The sequence below is a fragment of the Ottowia beijingensis genome (assembly GCF_013423955.1).
GTDB classification, from domain to species: Bacteria; Pseudomonadota; Gammaproteobacteria; order Burkholderiales; family Burkholderiaceae_C; genus Ottowia; species Ottowia beijingensis.
This window is the reverse complement of record NZ_JACCKX010000001.1, coordinates 3,792,641-3,810,389: the sequence shown is the minus strand read 5'-3', so window position 1 is coordinate 3,810,389 and position 17,749 is coordinate 3,792,641. Positions and strand designations below refer to the sequence as shown.

Genomic DNA, 17,749 nt, shown 5'->3' with positions numbered 1-17,749 from the left:
CCAAGGACAGCAGCGCGCCAGCAGCTATCAACACAAGAGCAGACCAATGCGGACGTGGCGGCTCGACCTGCTGCGACGTGGCCGCCGGCGGCGCGCGCATGGCCCACAGCGCCAGCCCCAGCGCCGCGCCCAGGCCGGCCAGCAGCGCCGCCTTGTGGGCCAGCGGCCAGTCGAGCGCGTAATAAAGCCCGACAGCTGCGCCAGCAGGGCCGCCAGTGCCAGCCCCAGCATCAGCCGCCGCCCGGTGCCCAGCGCCAGCGTACCGACCAGCGCCACCACGCCGATGTGCGGCACCACCAGGCAGCCCACCAACAGCACCGAATACAACAGCGCCAGCAGCACCAGCTCGCGCGCCGGCAAGCGTTCGCGCAGGTGCCAGTGGCGCAGCAGCCAGATCGCCGCGCCTAGCACCAACGCGATCTGCAGCAGCTGCGGCCAGCCCGGATCGAAGATGCGTGCCAGCCCGGCCGTGGGCACGTCAGCCGAGCCCGCCGGCCCGCCGCGCAGCATGCCCAGCAACCAGAAGTGGCGCGTGGCGCCATACGCCACCGCGAGCAGCAGCGCCACGCCGGCGCCATCGGCCAGCGCATGCAGCGCACCGGCCCATGGGCGGCCCGACACGCGCGGTTCGCGCGCCACCCACAGCGCCCAGCCCAGCGCCAGCAGCGCGGCGTTGATGACCATCGGGAAGGCGCTGAAGCGCCACTCCCACCGCGCCCAGTCGTTGGCGGCGTGGCCCGCGCCCAGCGGCCACAGCACCACCGCCAGCGCCACGCCGGCAACCAGAAAGCCCAGCACGCGCTGCACCCAGGCGACGCGGGTCGACAGCGCCGTCCCCAGCAGCACCAGCAGGATGGTCAGCAACTGCGGGTTGTGCAGCGCGCCCTCGAAGCCGATCGCCAGCAGGGCCAGCCCCGCCAGCAAGGCACTGAACGCCAGTTGCGTGACGAACATCGCAGGCCGCGCGCGCAGCAGCAGCGCGGCGCCGCCGATCAGCACCGCTGCCATGACGAACGCGCCCGGCGGCTGAAAGAAGAAGCGGCTGGCCAGCAGACCCAGGAAGCCCATGAACGGCAGCACCACCAGTTGCGCACCGATGAAGCTGAGCACGGTGATGATCCATGAAGGCCCGGCCTCGTCCTGCCAGGCCGCACGGGCTTCAGGTGGCAGCAGACCCTCAGCCTGCGCGCGTTCGATAAGACGGCGCTCGGTCATTGCGGCGGCGCTCATGCCTGGCCCTCCTCGCGCTGCAGGCGGTACAGCCAGGTGCCGCTGGTGCCCACGCACACGGCGGCGATCAGCGTCAGCAGCAGCGTCACGCCAGCGCTGTCGCCGCGCGCGCCGTCCAGCAGCAGGCGCGCGAAGCCGCCCACCACCACCACGTTCAGCGCCAGAACCGACAGACCCAGCACCACGAAGTCGCGCGGCCGCAGCGCCCACGCCAGCGCCGCTGCACCCAGCACCAGCAGACCGTTGAAGAAGTACTGCCAGAGCTGGTCGCGCATGAGCAGGCCGAAGACGGCATAGGCACACCAGGCGCCCAGCGCCATCAACGCCGCCAGCCGCCAGCTGAGTGGCGCCGTGGCAGCGCCTTCGCGCAGCAGACGCAAGCGCGGCAAGGCCAGCGGCAGCAGGAACACCGCCACCCACAGCACGGGCGTGAGCAGACTGCGCGACGAACGGCCGCCCAGCAGCGTCTGCAAGGGGCTGAACAGCGCATCGCCCGACCACAGCGCCAGCGCCAGGCCGGTGATCAGCAGCCACACAGCCCAGAACGCATCGCGCCGCACGGCCAGCGCCCACACCAGCGCCAGCGCGGCCCAGGTGGCGAACAGCTGCCAGGCATCGGCGCCTGTCTGGTAGGTCTGGCCCACGAAGGCCAGCAAGCCACCCAGCGCCAGCGTGGCCAGCAGCAACAGCGCCGTGCGCCCGCGCGGCCACAGCAGCGCAGCCCCGCGCTGGCCAGCACGGCGCCTTCCAGCAGGTGCAGCTTGAAGGCGCGCGTCTGTTCCTGCCAGTTGGCCGCCACCCAGAAGATCAGGCCCGCCCCCAGCAGCATCGCTGCCAGCACGGCCAGGCCGCGGTGTAGGTGCGTTGCCAGCGCATCGGGTCGCCGGTGCAGGCCGGAAAGCGCCCACAGCCGCTGCGTGCGGCCGTCATCCAGCGCGAAGCGCCGGGCCAGTTGGTGAATCAGGGCGTGCATGCCATCTCCTCGGTACAGACGCGCGGATTGTGGCCGCGAGGTGCTGCGGGAGCGGTGTGCACGTGTGCCCGGGAGCGTGTGGCGATACCACAGGGCGCGCCGGCCGGCACGCCCAGCGCCCATGAGGTCAGATCAGCTTGACCAGTTGCTTGCCGAAGTTCTTGCCCTTGAGCAGGCCAAGGAAAGCCTCGGGCGCGCTCTCGATGCCCTGCGCCACGGTTTCGCGCGGCTTCAGCTTGCCCTGCGCGACCAGCGTGCCGAGTTCCTGCAGCGCCTGCGGCCACAGCTCCATGTGCTCGCTGACGATGAAGCCCTCGATCTTCAGGCGGTTGACCAGGATCAGCGCCGGGTTCTGCAGCGGCAGCGGTGCGCCATCGTAGCCGGCGATCATGCCGCACACGGCCACGCGCGCGAAGGCGTTGGTGCGCAGCAGCACGGCGTCGAGGATGTAGCCGCCCACGTTCTCGAAGTAGCCGTCGATGCCGTTCGGGCAGGCTTCCTTCAGTGCCTTGGCCATGGTTTTGACGTCGGGGTGCTGGCGGTAGTCGATGCAGGCGTCGAAGCCGAGTTCATCGACCGCGTAGGCGCACTTCTCCGGCCCGCCCGCGATGCCGACCACGCGGCAGCCGCGCGCCTTGGCCAGCGCGGCGTAGGCACTGCCCACGGCACCTGAGGCGGCGCTGACCACCACGGTCTCGCCTTCCTTGGGCGCGATGATCTGCGTCAGGCCGTACCAGGCGGTCACGCCTGGCATGCCCACGGCGCCCAGGTAGTACGACAGCGGCACGTGCGTGGTATCGACCTTGCGCAGCATGCCCGGCGCGTTGCCGTCGACCACGCTGTATTCTTGCCAGCCGCCCATGCCGACGACCTGATCGCCGGTCTTGAACTTCGGGTGCTTCGATTCGACGACCTCGCCCACCGTGCCGCCGATCATCACTTCGCCCAACGGCTGCGGCTGGGCGTAGCTCTTGCTCTCGTTCATGCGGCCGCGCATGTAGGGGTCAAGGCTCAGGTAGTGGTGGCGCACCAGCACTTCGCCCTCTTTCAGCGCGGGCGTGTCGGTGGTGACGAGCTTGAAGTTGCCGGCGACGGCTTCGCCCTCGGGGCGGTTGTCGAGCAGGATCTGGCGGTTGCTGGGCATGGAATCTCCTTTGCTTTCAGTTTGATAGCTGCCAGCGCTTGCTGCATAAGCGCTGCAGGCCGATTTGGCTTGAAAAATCAGTCGGTGGGCAACGGCCCCTTGGTGTGGTCGGGCCGCTCGGCCGGCGGCACGTATTTGAAGGTGCCGGTGGCGTGCGCGCACAGCTGGCCGCTGGCGTCGAACACCGAGCCTTCGACAAAGGCCATGCTGCGCGTGCGGTGCATCAGCCGGCCCTGGCCGACCAGCGGTTCGCCGTTCTTCGACGCCGGCGCCGGCCGCATGAAGCTGGTTTTCATCTCGATGGTGACCACGCCCATGCCCGGCTGCACGCTGCGCGCCGCCGTGGCCATGATGACGTCGAGAAAGGTCATCACCGCCCCGCCATGCGTGACGCCGAACGAGTTGCAATGCTCGGGCCGGGGGCGTAGTGCATGACGGATTCACCGCCCTCGAACTTCTCCAGCGTGAAGCCGAGTTCGATGACGAAGGGGATGACGGCGCCGAAGTCGAGGCTCATGGTGTTTGGCGGTGAGGTCGTTGCCCCTCTCCCGCTGGCGGGAGAGGGTTGGGGTGAGGGTCAGACAGGTCCATGGCACACAGGCCATTGATCGGGAAGGGACTGCTGCCCCTCACCCCTGCCCTCTCCCCGAGGGAGAGGGAGATATACCGGCGCACCCACATCAACCTCATCCCCCGGTCACCACGCTCACCCCGCCATCTACCGCCAGCCACTGGCCGGTGATGTGCTTGCCGGCGTCGCTGGCGTACAGCAGCGTGATGCCCTTCAGGTCCTCGTCGTCGCCCAGGCGGCGCAGTGGCGCGTTGGCAATCAGCTTGTCGACGCCCAGGTTCTCCAGCGTGCCGCGCGTCATCTTGCTGGGGAAGAAGCCGGGGCAGATGGCATTGACGGTGATGCCGTACTTGCCCCACTCGCAGGCCAGCGCGCGCGTGAAGTTGACGACCGCGCCCTTCGAGGTGTTGTAGGCGATGGTCTGCATCTCGGGCGGGTTGCCGCCCAGGCCGGCGATGCTGGCCAGGTTGATGATGCGACCGGACTTGCGGCCGATCATCGATTTCTTCGCGATGCGCTGGCTCAGGATGAAGTAGCCGCGCACGTTGAGGTTCATCACCTTGTCCCAGGCTTCCAGCGGGTGGTCTTCGGCCGGCGCGCCCCAGGCGGCGCCCGCGTTGTTCACCAGAATGTCGATGTCGCCCATGCGCTCCAGCGTCTCGTCGGCCAGGCGGTGGATGTCGGCCTCGATGGCGCAGTCGGCGGCGATCCAGCGCGCGTCGATGCCGGCGGCTTGCAGATCGGCCACGGCTTCTTCCAGATCACTCGCCTTGCGCGAGCTGAGCATGATGCGCGCGCCCGCCTCGCCCAGCGCATGCGCCATCTGCAGGCCCAGGCCGCGCGAGCCGCCGGTGACGAGGGCGGTCTTGCCCTTGAGATCGAAGAGTTGCTGGATGGTGCGGGTCATGGGCTTCCTCGGGTATCGGTGTTCAGAACGCTGCCTCGGGCATGCTGGCACAGGTCATGTCGCGGCTTTCCACCACGCGCAGCCAGGCGTCAATCTTGGGCAATTCGTAATGATAGAAATAGGTCGTTGCGCCCGCCACGCCTGCGCGGTGCGCTTCGTCTTTGAAGCGCCTGCGGCCAGCGACAGCTCCAGCCAGATCCACGCCAGCACGACGTGACCGAAGGCCTGCATGTAGGGCACGGCGTTGGCCAGCGCCTCGGTGGGTTCGCCGGTAGCCCAGGCGGCTTTCGTCGCCGCGCCCACGCGCGCCAGGGCCTGCGCCAGGGCGTCGGCGTGCGCCGACAGCGCGGGCTGCGGCCTGGCCCTGGCGATGGTGGCCTGGATGCGCGCGGCCAGCAGTTGCAGGCCCTTGCCCTCCTCCATCAGCACCTTGCGGCCCAGCAGGTCCATGCCCTGGATGCCGTGCGTGCCTTCGTGGATCATGTTCAGGCGGTTGTCGCGCCAGTACTGCTCGACGGAGAAGTCGCGCGTGTAGCCGTAGCCGCCGTGGATCTGAATGGCGAGCGAGTTGGCCTCCAGACAGTTCTCGCTCGGCCAGCTCTTGGCGATGGGGGTCAACACTTCCAGCAGCAGGCGGGCCTCGTCGGCCTGGGCGGCATCGCCGGTGTGCTGCTCGTCGACCAGCTTGGCGCAGTACAGCAGCAGCGCCAGCGCGCCTTCGCAATAGCTCTTCTGGATCAGCAGCATGCGCTTGATGTCGGCATGCTCGATCAGGCGCACCGGTGGCTGGCTCGGGTCCTTGCCGGCAGGCCCACGGGGCGGCCCTGGGTGCGCGTCTTGGCGTAGTCCAGCGAGGCCTCGTAGCCCGCCAGGCCCAGCATGGTCGCCGCCATGCCGATGGCGATGCGCGCCTCGTTCATCATGTGGAACATGCAGCGCAGGCCCTGGTGCGGCTGGCCGACGAGGTAGCCCACGGCTCCCGCTTCGCCATCGACCTTGAACTGGCCTTCGCCGAAGTTCAGCAGCGTGTTGGTGGTGCCACGCCAGCCCAGCTTGTGGTTCAGGCCGGCCAGCGCCACATCGTTGCGCACGCCGGTCAAGTTGCCCTCGGTGTCGACCAGCTTCTTCGGCACGATGAACAGCGAGATGCCCTTCACGCCCGGAATCAGCTTGCCGTCCGGCCCCGGGATCTTGGCCAGCACGAGGTGCACGATGTTCTCGGTCAGCTCGTGCTCGCCCGAGGAGATCCACATCTTGTTGCCGCGCAGGCGGTAGCGCGGGCCGAGCGGATCGTCCTGATCTTCCAGCGTGGCGCGCGTGGTGATGTCGCTCAAGGACGAGCCGGCCTGCGGCTCGCTCAAACACATGGTGCCGGCCCAGCGGCCGTTGAATTCGTTGGCGGCGAACACCTGCTTCTGCAACTCGGTGCCGTGCACCATCAGCAGGTTGGCGTTGCCCACCGTGAGCAGGTTGGAGCCGATGCTGATCGACGCCTTGCCGAAGAAGGCGTTGGCGGCCGCTTCGATGACGTACGGCAATTGCATGCCGCCGTGCTCGTAATCCTGCGCGGCGGCCAGCATGCCGGATTCGGCATAGGCGGCGCGAGCGTCGTGCGTGGCCTGCGGCAGCACCACGCGCAGGCTGCCATCGGGCTCGGTCACCGTGCGCGGCTCTTCGGTATCGACCAGGCGGTTGAACGGCGCGTACTTCTCGCGCGCGATGCGCTCGCAGGTTTCCATCACCGCGTCGAAGGTCTCGCGCGAATGTTCGGCAAAGCGCGGGCGCTGCGTGAGCGTCGGCGCGTCGAGCCAGTCGTAAAGCAGAAAGTCGAGGGTCTGGCGCAGGTTCATCGTCTACCGGTTTTGAGAACAACAGCCGAACAGCCAAACAGCCGGACGCAGAGGACGCCAAGGTTTCGCAGAGAACGCAGAAAAACCACTTCCAGATGGGGTGTGGGAAACCAAAGGCGTTCGTAGGACTCTTCGGTTTTCTCTGCGTCCTCTGCGAGTTTTGCGCCCTCTGCGTCCGGCTGTTGGGTGGTTAGATCACAGCACTTCGAAGATGCCCGCAGCGCCCATGCCGCCGCCGATGCACATCGTCACGGCAACCTTCTTGGCGCCGCGGCGCTTGCCTTCGATGAGCGCGTGGCCCGTCAGGCGCTGACCGCTCACGCCGTAGGGGTGGCCCAGGGCGATGGCGCCGCCGTTCACGTTCAGCTTGTCGGCCGGGATGCCCAGCTTGTCGCGGCAGTACAGCACCTGCACGGCGAAGGCTTCGTTCAGCTCCCACAGGTCGATGTCGTTGACCGTGAGGCCCAGCTTCTTGAGCACCTTGGGCACGGCGAACACCGGGCCGATGCCCATCTCGTCGGGCTCGCAGCCGGCGACAGCGAAGCCGAGGAAGCGGCCCAGCGGCATCAGGCCCTTCTTGCTGGCGTACTCCTCGCTCACCAGCACGCAGGCGCCCGCGCCGTCGCTGAACTGGCTGGCGTTGCCGGCGCTGATGACGCCACCGGGCAGCGCCGAACGGATGCCGGCGATGCCTTCCTTGGTGGTGCCTTCGCGCGTGCCCTCGTCCTTGCTCACCGTCACTTCCTTGGTGCGCAGGCCCATCACCGGGTCGGCCACGCCGGCGGTGACGGTGATGGGGGCGATCTCGTCGTCGAACTTGCCGGCGGCCTGCGCGGCGCAGGCCTTCTGCTGGCTGGCGGCGCCGTATTCGTCCATGGCGTCGCGGCCGATGTTGTAGCGCTTGGCCACCTGCTCGGCGGTCTGCAGCATGCTCCAGTAGATCTCGGGCTTCTTGGCCACCAGGTTCGGGTCCTGGATCATGTGCAGGTTCATCTCCTGCTGCACGCACGAGATGCTTTCGACACCGCCGGCCACGAACACATCGGCCTCGCCGGCGATGATGCGCTGCGCGGCCAGCGCGATGGTCTGCAGGCCCGACGAGCAGAAGCGGTTCACCGTCATGCCCGAGGTGGTGATGGGGCAGTCGGCCATCAGCGCGATCTGGCGCGCGATGTTCATGCCGGTGGCGCCTTCCGGGTTGGCGCAGCCCATGATGACGTCGTCCACCTCGGCGGCGTCGATGCCGGCGCGCTGGATGGCGTGCTTGACGGCATGGCCGCCCAGCGTGGCGCCATGGGTCATGTTGAAGGAACCCTTCCAGCTCTTGGCAAGGGGCGTGCGGGCGGTGGAAACGATAACGGCCGAGGTCATTGCAATACTCCTGTATTTATAGCTGCTTGCGCTTGTGTATCAATGGCTGAAGCCGTATTTAGTTGAAAGTCTTGCCTTCGGCGACCAGCTTGGCCAGCAACGGCGCGGGTTGCCAGAACTTGGCGTCGTCGTTGGGGTTGCGGGCAAAGCGCTTCATGCTTTCGGCCACGTTGAACAGGCCCATCTGGTCGGCGTACTTCATGGGGCCGCCGCGCCAGATCGGGAAGCCGTACCCCGTCAGGTACACCATGTCGAGGTCGCTGGCCTTGCTGGCGATGCCGTCCTCGACGATGCGCGCGCCTTCGTTGACGAGTGAATACACCAGGCGCTCGACGATCTCCTGATCGCTGATCTTGCGCGGCGTGATGCCCTGATCCTTGCGGTGCTTCTCGACCATCTCCTCGACCAGCTTGGACGGGATGGCGTCGCGCTTGCCGGGCTGGTAGTCGTACCAGCCGGCGCCGGTCTTCTGGCCGTAGCGGCCCATCTCGCACAGCAGGTCGGCGGTCTTGCTGTACTTCATGTCGGGCTTCTCGACATAGCGGCGCTTGCGGATGGCCCAGCCGATGTCGTTGCCGGCCAGGTCGCCCATGCGGAACGGGCCCATGGCGAAGCCGAACTTCTCGATCGCCTTGTCGACCTGTTGCGGCGTGGCGCCCTCCTCCAGCAAAAAGCCGGCCTGACGGCTGTACTGCTCGATCATGCGGTTGCCGATGAAGCCGTCGCACACGCCCGAAACCACGGCGGTCTTCCTGATCTTCTTGGCAATGGCCATCACGGTGGCCAGCACGTCCTTGGCGGTCTTGGCGCCGCGCACCACCTCCAGCAGCTTCATCACGTTGGCCGGACTGAAGAAGTGCATGCCGACCACGTCCTGCGGGCGCTTGGTGAAGGCGGCGATCTTGTCGACGTCGAGCGTGGAGGTGTTGCTGGCCAGGATGGCACCGGGCTTCATCACCTCGTCGAGCTTCTTGAACACCTGCTCCTTCACGCCCATTTCCTCGAACACGGCCTCGATCACCAGATCGGCATCGGCGATGTCCTCGTACTTCAGCGTGGGCGTGAGCAGGGCCACGCGCTGCTCGTACTTGTCCTGCTTCAGCTTGCCGCGCTTGACCTGCGACTCGTAGTTCTTGCGGATGGTGGCCAGGCCGCGGTCCAGCGCTTCCTGCTTGGTCTCGAGGATCGTCACCGGAATGCCGGCGTTGAGGAAGTTCATCGAGATGCCGCCGCCCATGGTGCCGGCGCCGATGACGGCCACCTTGTTCACGGCGCGCGGCTTCACGTCGCTGCCTACGTCCGGGATCTTGCTGGCAGCGCGCTCGGCGGCGAAGATGTGGCGCAGCGCCTTGCACTCGGGCGTCTGCATCAGGTTGATGAAGATCTCGCGCTCTTTCGCCAGCGCGTCGTCGAACTTCAGCTTGGTGGCGTTTTCGACCGCGTCCACGCACTTCTCGGGCGCGGGGAAGTTCTTGGCCATGCCTCGCACCATGTTGCGCGCGAACTGGAAGTACGCCGGCCCCTGCGGGTGTTTGCACGGCAGATGGCGCACCAGCGGCAGCTCGCCACCCTTGGCGGCCACTTCCTGGCGAAGGCAATGGCCTCGTCGAGCAGCGACTCGGGCGACGCCGCCATCTTGTCGAACAGCTTCTGGCCCGGCAGACCGGCCAGCACTTCGCTGTTCACCGGGTCGCCCTTGACGATCATGTTCAGCGCCGTCTCGGCGCCCAGCACGCGCGGCAGGCGCACGGTGCCGCCGGCGCCGGGAATCAGGCCCAGCTTGACCTCGGGCAGCGCGATCTTGGCGCCCGGTGCGGCGATGCGGTAGTGCGCGCCCAGCGCCAACTCCAGCCCGCCGCCCATGGCGACGGAATGCACGGCGGCGACCACGGGCTTCTGTGAATTCTCGACCGCGGTGATGACCGACAGCAGGATCGGCTCCTGCATGGCCCTGGGCGAGTTGAATTCCTTGATGTCGGCACCGCCCGAGAAGGCCTTGCCCGCGCCGGTGAGCACGATGGCCTTCACCGCCGGATCGGCGTTGGCCTTTTCCAGCCCGTTGGTGATGCCCACGCGCGTCTCGTAGCCGAGGCCGTTGACGGGAGGGTTGTTCATGGAGATGACGGCGACGTCACCTTGGACCTTGTATTCGGCGGTCATGGGCAATGGCTCCTGCTTGTTGTGAGGCGCGGATCAGGCCTGATCCGCGCGCGGGGATAACCCGTGCATTTTGGAAGATGACGGGGCGTTGCTGCAAACAGTCTTGTCGCCGCAGGGACAAAGGGTAACGCGGCGGGCCGCAACGACCGCTGCGCTGGCGCGCCCGGCGCTGCGACCGGGCGTGACGGCGCGACCGATGCGGGCCGAAGCCGAGGCAGTGCATTTCAAGCAAAAACAGGCCGCAGCGCTTATGTGGCAAGCGCCGGCAGCTATCAATAATCAAGCAAGCAGGTGCCAGGCCAACCGCCTCACACCTCCAGCCACTCCTTGCGCGTGGCCGCGTCGGCGCGCAGCTGATCGGGCGTGCCGTCGAACACGATGCTGCCGTGGCCCATCACCAGCGCGCGGTCGGAGATCTGCATGGCGATGGTCAGCTTCTGCTCGATCAGCAGCACCGAGATGCCGCGCGCCTTCAGTTTCTGGAGGTATTCGCCCACCAGCTCGACGATCTTGGGCGCCAGGCCCTCGGTCGGCTCGTCGATGATGATGAGGTCGGGGTCGCCCATCAGCGTGCGGCACAGCGTCAGCATCTGCTGCTCGCCGCCCGACATCACGCCCGCCTCGGTGTGCTCGCGCTCCTTCAGGCGCGGGAACATGGCGTACATGTCGTCGAAGCTCCAGCGGCTGTTCTTGCCCGCGCCCTTCTGCCCCAGCAGCAGGTTCTGGTGCACCGTGAGCTTGGGAAACACCTCGCGCGCCTCGGGCACGTAGCCCAGGCCCATGTGCGCGATCTCGTAGGTCTTGCGGCCGCGGATGCTGCGGCCCTTCCATTCGATCGAACCCTCGCAGTGCACCATGCCCATGATGGCCTTGGCGGTGGTGGAACGGCCCGAGCCGTTGCGCCCCAGCAGGGCCACGATCTCGCCCGGCCGGACGTCGAAGTTGACGCCGTGCAGCACATGGCTCTTGCCGTAGTAGGCGTGCAGGTTGTGCACGTGAAGCATGTTGTCGCTCATCTCAGTGTCCCGCCGCCTGCGCGTCCGCCACGGACGAACCCAGATACGCCTCCTGCACGCGCTGGTTGGCGCGCACGGCCTCGGGCGTGTCGAAGGCGATCACCTCGCCATACACCACCACGGCGATCTTGTCGGCCAGGCCGAACACCACGCCCATGTCGTGCTCCACGGTCAGCAGCGTCTTGCCTTCGGTCACCTGGCGGATCATCTCGATGAAGTGCTTGGTTTCGGCACGGCTCATGCCGGCCGTGGGCTCGTCCAGCAGGATCACGTCGGCACCGCCGGCAATGGTCACGCCGATCTCCAGTGCGCGCTGCTCGGCATACGGCAGGTTCACGGCCAGCACGTCGCGCTTGCCCTGCAGCTGGATCATGCGCAGCAGTTCCTCGGCGCGCGCGTTGGCATCGTGCAGCCGCGACAGGAAGCGCATGAACGTGTAGCGGTAGCCCATCGTCCACAGCAGCGCGCAGCGCAGGTTCTCGAACACGCTGAGCTTGGGGAACACGTTGGTGATCTGGAAGCTGCGCGCCAGGCCCATGCGGTTGATCTCGTACGGCTTCTTGCCGTCGATGCGCTGGCCGTTCAGCAGCACCTCGCCGCTGGAGGGCGTGAGGCGCCCGCTGATCAGGTTGAACAGCGTGGACTTGCCGGCGCCGTTGGGGCCGATGATGGCCACGCGCTCGCCCGGGCGCACCGCCAGGTTGGCGCCGCGGATGATCTCGGTCTTGCCGAAGCTCTTGCGCAGGTCGCGCAGTTCGATCGCGTAGTCGGATGCAGATGTCACGGCGTTCATGCGGCCGCCTCCTGCGCGCGCTTGTTTTCTTCCTCGATCTCGGTCTGCACCACGCTCCACTCGCGGGCGTAGCGGCGGCGCGCCCATTCCAGCGCCAGGGCGCCGGCCACGAACAGGATGCCGGAGATCAGCCAGTGCGCCATGTCCTTGGCGTGCAGCGTCATGCCGAAGAAGTGCACTTCGTCGCTCATCGAGCCCAGCTGCAGGTTGTAGATCATCTCGATCAGCGCGCCGGCGCCGGCCAGCGTCACCACGCCGGCGAACAGCATCAGCGCCAGGCTGGGCGCAATGCGGCCGAACTTGCCGCGCGCCGCCACCTGCACGTTCATCATGATCAGGCTGGCAATGCCGCCGGGGGCATACATCACCATGAACACGAAGATCAGGCCCAGGTACAGCAGCCAGGCCTTGGTCAGCTCCGACAGCAGCACGAAGGCGATCACCATCAGCACGGCGCCGATGATGGGGCCGAAAAAGACGGTGGCGCCCCCAGGAAGGTGAACAGAAGGTAGGCGCCCGAGCGGTTGGCGCCCACCACCTCGGCCGTGACCAGCTCGAAGTGCAGCGCCGCCAGGCCGCCCGAGATGCCGGCGAAGAAGCCGGCGATGATGAACGCCAGGTAGCGCACGTTCTGGCTGCTGTAGCCGATGAACTCCACCCGCTCGGGGTTGTCGCGCACCGCGTTCAGCATGCGGCCCAGCGGCGTCTGCGTGAACGCGTACATGAGCAGCACGCACACGAAGGTGTAGATGGCGATCAGGTAGTACAGCTGCCGCGCCGGGCCGTAGGTGATGCCCATGACAGGCTCGCCCACCACGCGGTCGCCCGACACGCCGGCCTCGCCGCCGAAGAACTCCGGGATCATCAGCGACATGGCGAACACCAGTTCGCCGATGCCGAGCGTGATCATGGCGAAGGTGGTGCCGGACTTCTTGGTCGTCACGTAACCCAGCAGGATGGCGAAGAACAGGCCGGCCAGCCCCCACCAGCGGCAGCAGGCTGACCGGGATGTGCCAGCGCCCGGCGGCAACGGCATTGAGCACGTGGATGACCACGAACGAGCCCAGGCCGGTGTACACGGCGTGCCCGAAGCTGAGCATGCCGCCCTGCCCCAGCAGGATGTTGTAGGACAGGCAGGCGATGATGGCGATGCCCATCTGCGCCAGCATGGTGATGGACAGGTTGCTGGTGAACAGCAGCGGCGCCACGATCAGCACGAGCGCGAAGCCGCCCCAGATCAGCAGGCGGGCGGTGCTGAGCCGCGCGGGCACGGCAGGCAATGTGGAGGTGTTCATGGTTCAGGTCTCCCGTGCGCCCAGCAGTCCGCGCGGGCGGAAGATCAGGATCAGCACCAGGAACAGGTACGGCAGGATCGGCGCCACCTGCGACACCGTGAGCTTGACGAGCGAGTTCTCGCGCGCCGCATCGCTGAGCTGGATGCCCAGTTGCCCCGCCAGGGTGATGAGCGAATAGTCGAAGGCCACGGCGAAGGTCTGGATCACGCCGATCAGGATCGAGGCCACGAAGGCGCCGGCCAGCGAGCCCATGCCGCCGACCACCACCACCACGAAGATGATGGCGCCTACGGTGGCCGCCATGGCCGGCTCGGTGACGAAGGTGCTGCCGCCGATGACGCCGGCCAGCGCCGCCAGCCCGGTGCCGGCGCCGAACACCAGCATGAACACCCGTGGCACGTTGTGCCCCAGTGCTTCCACCATCTCGGGGTGCGTCAGCGCGGCCTGGATGATGTAGCCGATGCGCGTGCGCGTGAGCAGCAGCCAGATGCCGACCAGCATGAGCACGGCCACCACCATCATCAGCGCCCGCGTGGCCGGGAACGGCGAGCACACCACGCGCACCGCGGCGTCGGCCGCGCGGCAGGCGCCGTCGGGCGCCGCGCCCCAGACGAAGCGCATGCCTTCGACCGAATGGTTGATCAGCGTGAAGGCCGGGCCGCGCAGCACCTCGGGCGGCCGGAAGTCGACCGCCGGGCGGCCCCAGATGAGCTGCACCACCTCGAGAAGGATGTACGACAGGCCGAAGGTGACCAGCAGCTCCGGCACATGCCCGAACTTGTGCACCTTGCGCAGGCTGTACTTCTCGAACAGCGCGCCCAGGATGGCGACCAGGATGGGCGACAGCACCAGCGCCGGCCAGAAGCCGATGACGCCCGCCAGCGTGTAGCCGATGTAGGCGCCCACCATGTAGAAGCTGGCGTGCGCGAAATTCAGCACGCCCATCATGCTGAAGATCAGCGTCAGACCCGAGCTGAGCATGAACAGCAACAACCCATAGCTCAGGCCGTTGAGCATGGAGATGATGAAGAACTCCATCGATCGAACCCTTGGTTGATGATCCCGAAACCAGCCTGCTGGACAGGCCGTCAGCGCCGAAACCCGTTGCGGGTGCGGCGTGATTGCATACTCCCCTTGTGCCTGCCCGCCAGCGCCCGTCAATCAAGCGCTGGAGGCAGATACCCCTATAAGCCCGTAAAGGCTGTCCCTGCTGACGCTTCGAGCCCGGCGGCGGGCACGGTGCGCGCGGGCTCGCGCACGGCCGGCATGGCGCCGGCCGGTGGGCAGGGCACGCAGCCCCCGCGCGAAGCGCCTCATGCGCCGGGACCGTCCCCGCTCAGGACGGGCGCTTCATGGCGCACGAGGTGGGCGTGCTGGAGACGTAGTTCGGATACTCGGCCACCGGCACCAGGGTCATGCCGGTGTTCTCCGGGCTGTAGGCGTGCTTGGCATCGGCCTTCTGCCAGCGGGTGATGTACAGCGGCTGCTGCAGCTGGTGGTCGGCCTTGCGCATCTCGACCTCGCCACTGAAGCTCTTGTACTTCAGGCCCTCGAAGGCCTTGGCCACCTTGACCGGGTCGGTCGACTTGGCGTTGGCCATGGCCTGGCTCAGGCCGCTGAACGCGTGCGCCACGGCGCCGGTGAAGAAGTCGTCCTTGAACTTGGCCTTGAAGCCCTGCATCCACTTGGCCATCTCACCGGGCATGTGGTAGTGCGAGTAGGCCACCTGATAGACCTTGCCCTCGCCGGTGTTGCCCAGTGCGGTGGGCGTGCCGGTGACGCCGGTGTAATAGGTGAAGAACTTGCCGTCATAGCCACCTTCCTTGGCAGCCTTGATCAGCAGCGCCAGGTCGGACCCCCAGTTGCCGGTGATCACCGTGTCGGCACCCGACGCCTTGATCTTGGCCACGTAGGGCGCGAAGTCGCGCACCTGGCCCAGCGGGTGCAGGTCTTCGCCCACGATCTGCACGTCGGGACGCTTGCGCGCCAGGCCTTCCTTGGCGAACTTGGCGACCTGGTGGCCGTGCGAATAGTTCTGGTTCAGCAGAAAGACCTTGTGAACGTCCTTCTGGTCCTTCATGAAAGTCGTCAGCGCTTCCATCTTCATTGTCGTGTCGGCGTCGAAGCGGAAGTGCCAGTAGTTGCACTTGCTGTTGGTGAAGTCGGGGTCGACCGCGGCGTAGTTCAGCAGCATGACCTCCTTGCCCGGGTTGCGGTCGTTGTGCTTGGAGATGCCGTCCACCAACGCCGCCAGCACCGCCGAGCCATTGCCCTGTGCCACGTAGCGGATGCCCTGGTCGATGGCGGCCTTGAGCGCGGTAGCGCTTTCGGCCGGGCTGAGCTTGTTGTCGAAGGCGACGATCTCGAACTTGACGCCGGCCGGGTTGTTCTTGCTGAACTCCTCGGCCATGTACTGCCAGCTGCGCATCTGGTTGGTGCCCAGCGGGCCCATCAGGCCGGTCTGCGGGTCGATCAGGGCGATCTTGACGGTCTCGCCTTTCTGCGCGTGGGCACTGAACAGCAGGGTGGCCATGGCGGCACCGGCGAGCATCTTGACTGCGAACTTCATCGTCTGGTCTCCTGGTTGGATGTGGCTAAAGCGACGTGCCGCAGCGTATCCGCCCGCTCCATTTCTTGCAGCCGGGTTTCTCCGGATGGGCTGTCGCGCAGGTGCCTCCGGCCGCGCGACAGCCGCTTGACGAAGGTCAAGCCGTCGGCAGCTTGTAGTCCTTGAGCTGCTCGCGCAGCTTGGTCTTGAGCATCTTGCCGGTGGCGCCGATGGGGATCGAGTCGACGAAGACCACGTCGTCCGGCACCTGCCATTTCGCCACCTTGCCTTCGTAGAAGGCCAGCAGTTCGTCGCGCGTCACCTCGGCGCCGGGCTTGAGCGTGACCACCACGATGGGGCGCTCGTCCCACTTGGGGTGCGGCATGCCGACGCAGGCGGCCATGGCCACGGCCGGGTGCGCCATGGCGGTGTTCTCGATGTCGATCGAGCTGATCCATTCGCCGCCCGACTTGATCACGTCCTTGCTGCGGTCGGTGATCTGCATGAAGCCATCGGCATCGATGGTGGCCACGTCGCCGGTGGGGAACCAGCCGTCGCGCAGCGGGTCGCCGCCCTCGCCCTTGAAGTACTTGTCGAGAATCCACGAGCCCTTCACGTACAGGTCGCCATAGGTCCTGCCGTCCCACGGCAGCTCCTCGCCGTTGGCGCCGACGATCTTCATGTCGACGCCGAAGATCGCGCGGCCCTGCTTGAGGCGCAGCGCCATCTGCTGGTCTTCCGGCAGCTCGCGGTGCTTTTCCTTCAGCGTGCACAGCGTGCCCAGCGGGCTCATCTCGGTCATGCCCCAGGCGTGCAGCACGTCCACGCCGTAGTCGTTGCGGAAGGTGTCGATCATCGCCGGCGGGCAGGCCGAGCCGCCGATGACGGTGCGCTTGAGGGTGGAGAACTTCAGCTTGTTCTGCGCCACGTGGCCCAGCAGCATCTGCCACACCGTCGGCACGCCGGCGGCGAAGGTGACCTTCTCGCCTTCCATCAGTTCGTAGACCGATTTGCCGTCGAGCGCCGGGCCGGGAACACCAGCTTGCAGCCCACCATGGCCGCCGAATACGGCAGGCCCCAGGCGTTGACGTGGAACATCGGCACCACCGGCAGCGCCGAATCGCGCGCCGACAGGCCCATCACGTCGGGCAGCGCGGCGGCGTAGGCGTGCAGCACCGTCGAGCGGTGGCTGTACAGCGCCGCCTTGGGGTGGCCCGTGGTGCCGCTGGTGTAGCACATGCTGGAGGCCGTGTTCTCGTCGAACACCGGCCAGGTGTAGTCGGTGGATTGCTTGCCGATCCAGGCCTCGTAGCTCATCAGGTTGGGGATGCCGGTGTCCTTCGGCAGCTTGTCCTCGTCGCACAGCGCGATCCAGTGCTTGACGGTCTTGCAGTGCGCGTGGATGCCCTGCACGATGGGCAGGAAGCTGGTCTCGAAGCACAGGATCTGGTCTTCCGCGTGGTTGACGATCCAGGCGATCTGCTCGGGCAGCAGGCGCGGGTTGATGGTGTGCAGCACGCGCTGCGAGCCGCTGACGCCGAAGTACAGCTCCAGGTGCCGATAGCCGTTCCAGGCCAGCGTGCCGACGCGCTCGCCCGCCTTCAGGCCCAGCGCGTCCAGCCCGTTGGCCACCTGCTTGGCGCGCTTCTGCACATCGGCCCAGGTGTAGCGGTGGATGTCGCCCTCCACGCGGCGCGAGACCACCTGCCCGTCCTGGTGGTGCCTGGCGGCAAAGTCGATCAGCGACGAAATCAGCAGCGGGTGGTTCTGCATCAGGCCCAGCATAGGTTCTCCTCTTGGTTGATGGATGCTCGGCGAAATACTAATTCATCGCCCCACCCCGGCCTGCCGCGGGCGCGACCGCCACACCCTTTCGCAGGCAGGCCCATCC

The 17,749-nt window shown here is 67.0% G+C and carries 10 protein-coding genes and 6 pseudogenes; all 16 read right to left on the bottom strand.

Annotated features, from left to right (window positions below; all coding sequences use genetic code 11):
- Positions 1-27: 27 nt before the first annotated feature.
- The 16 genes and pseudogenes from H0I39_RS18765 to H0I39_RS18695 all read right to left on the bottom strand — a co-directional run bounded on the left by H0I39_RS18765 (position 28) and on the right by H0I39_RS18695 (position 17,643).
- The gene (locus H0I39_RS18765) at positions 28-1,230 is read right to left on the bottom strand and encodes a DUF4401 domain-containing protein (protein WP_180551498.1); all 1,203 of its coding nucleotides are present in this window, start codon (positions 1,228-1,230) and stop codon (positions 28-30) included.
- Complete coding sequence (locus tag H0I39_RS22770; protein WP_257645888.1) at positions 1,227-1,886, bottom strand: DUF2157 domain-containing protein; 660 nt, start codon at positions 1,884-1,886, stop codon at positions 1,227-1,229. The genes H0I39_RS18765 and H0I39_RS22770 overlap by 4 nt, the downstream gene beginning before the upstream one ends.
- A 68-nt stretch (positions 1,887-1,954) precedes the next feature.
- A pseudogene (locus H0I39_RS22765) lies at positions 1,955-2,203 on the bottom strand (DUF2157 domain-containing protein); the annotation flags it as partial.
- A 127-nt stretch (positions 2,204-2,330) separates the two neighbouring features.
- The gene (locus H0I39_RS18755; protein WP_180551496.1) at positions 2,331-3,347 is read right to left on the bottom strand and encodes an NADP-dependent oxidoreductase; all 1,017 of its coding nucleotides are present in this window, start codon (positions 3,345-3,347) and stop codon (positions 2,331-2,333) included.
- A 77-nt stretch (positions 3,348-3,424) separates the two neighbouring features.
- Positions 3,425-3,864 (bottom strand): annotated as a pseudogene (locus tag H0I39_RS18750) (PaaI family thioesterase).
- 169 nt (positions 3,865-4,033) lie between these two features.
- Positions 4,034-4,825: an SDR family oxidoreductase gene (locus H0I39_RS18745; protein WP_180551495.1), complete on the bottom strand. Its 792-nt coding sequence runs from the start codon at positions 4,823-4,825 to the stop codon at positions 4,034-4,036.
- A gap of 22 nt (positions 4,826-4,847) precedes the next feature.
- A pseudogene (locus H0I39_RS18740) lies at positions 4,848-6,675 on the bottom strand (acyl-CoA dehydrogenase).
- A gap of 195 nt (positions 6,676-6,870) precedes the next feature.
- Positions 6,871-8,046, bottom strand: a complete 1,176-nt coding sequence (locus H0I39_RS18735; protein ID WP_180551494.1) for an acetyl-CoA C-acyltransferase — start codon at positions 8,044-8,046, stop codon at positions 6,871-6,873.
- Between the two features lie 58 nt (positions 8,047-8,104).
- Positions 8,105-10,206: pseudogene (locus tag H0I39_RS18730) on the bottom strand (3-hydroxyacyl-CoA dehydrogenase NAD-binding domain-containing protein).
- A 308-nt stretch (positions 10,207-10,514) separates the two neighbouring features.
- Complete coding sequence (locus tag H0I39_RS18725; RefSeq protein WP_180551884.1) at positions 10,515-11,210, bottom strand: ABC transporter ATP-binding protein; 696 nt, start codon at positions 11,208-11,210, stop codon at positions 10,515-10,517.
- Between the two features lie 13 nt (positions 11,211-11,223).
- Positions 11,224-12,015, bottom strand: a complete 792-nt coding sequence (locus H0I39_RS18720; RefSeq protein ID WP_180551493.1) for an ABC transporter ATP-binding protein — start codon at positions 12,013-12,015, stop codon at positions 11,224-11,226.
- Positions 12,012-13,310, bottom strand: a pseudogene (locus tag H0I39_RS18715) (branched-chain amino acid ABC transporter permease). Before H0I39_RS18715 ends, H0I39_RS18720 begins: the two are co-directional and overlap by 4 nt.
- Positions 13,311-13,313: 3 nt before the next feature.
- Entirely contained in the window at positions 13,314-14,348 is a 1,035-nt protein-coding gene (locus tag H0I39_RS18710; RefSeq protein ID WP_180551492.1) for a branched-chain amino acid ABC transporter permease, read from the bottom strand.
- A 298-nt stretch (positions 14,349-14,646) separates the two neighbouring features.
- Positions 14,647-15,879 (bottom strand): branched-chain amino acid ABC transporter substrate-binding protein, encoded by a 1,233-nt coding sequence (locus H0I39_RS18705; RefSeq protein ID WP_180551491.1) that lies wholly within the window; start codon positions 15,877-15,879, stop codon positions 14,647-14,649.
- Positions 15,876-16,019, bottom strand: a complete 144-nt coding sequence (locus H0I39_RS18700; RefSeq protein WP_180551490.1) for a hypothetical protein — start codon at positions 16,017-16,019, stop codon at positions 15,876-15,878. Before H0I39_RS18700 ends, H0I39_RS18705 begins: the two co-directional genes overlap by 4 nt.
- A pseudogene (locus H0I39_RS18695) lies at positions 16,016-17,643 on the bottom strand (3-(methylthio)propionyl-CoA ligase). The gene H0I39_RS18700 and the pseudogene H0I39_RS18695 overlap by 4 nt, the downstream one beginning before the upstream one ends.
- Positions 17,644-17,749 lie beyond the last annotated feature (106 nt).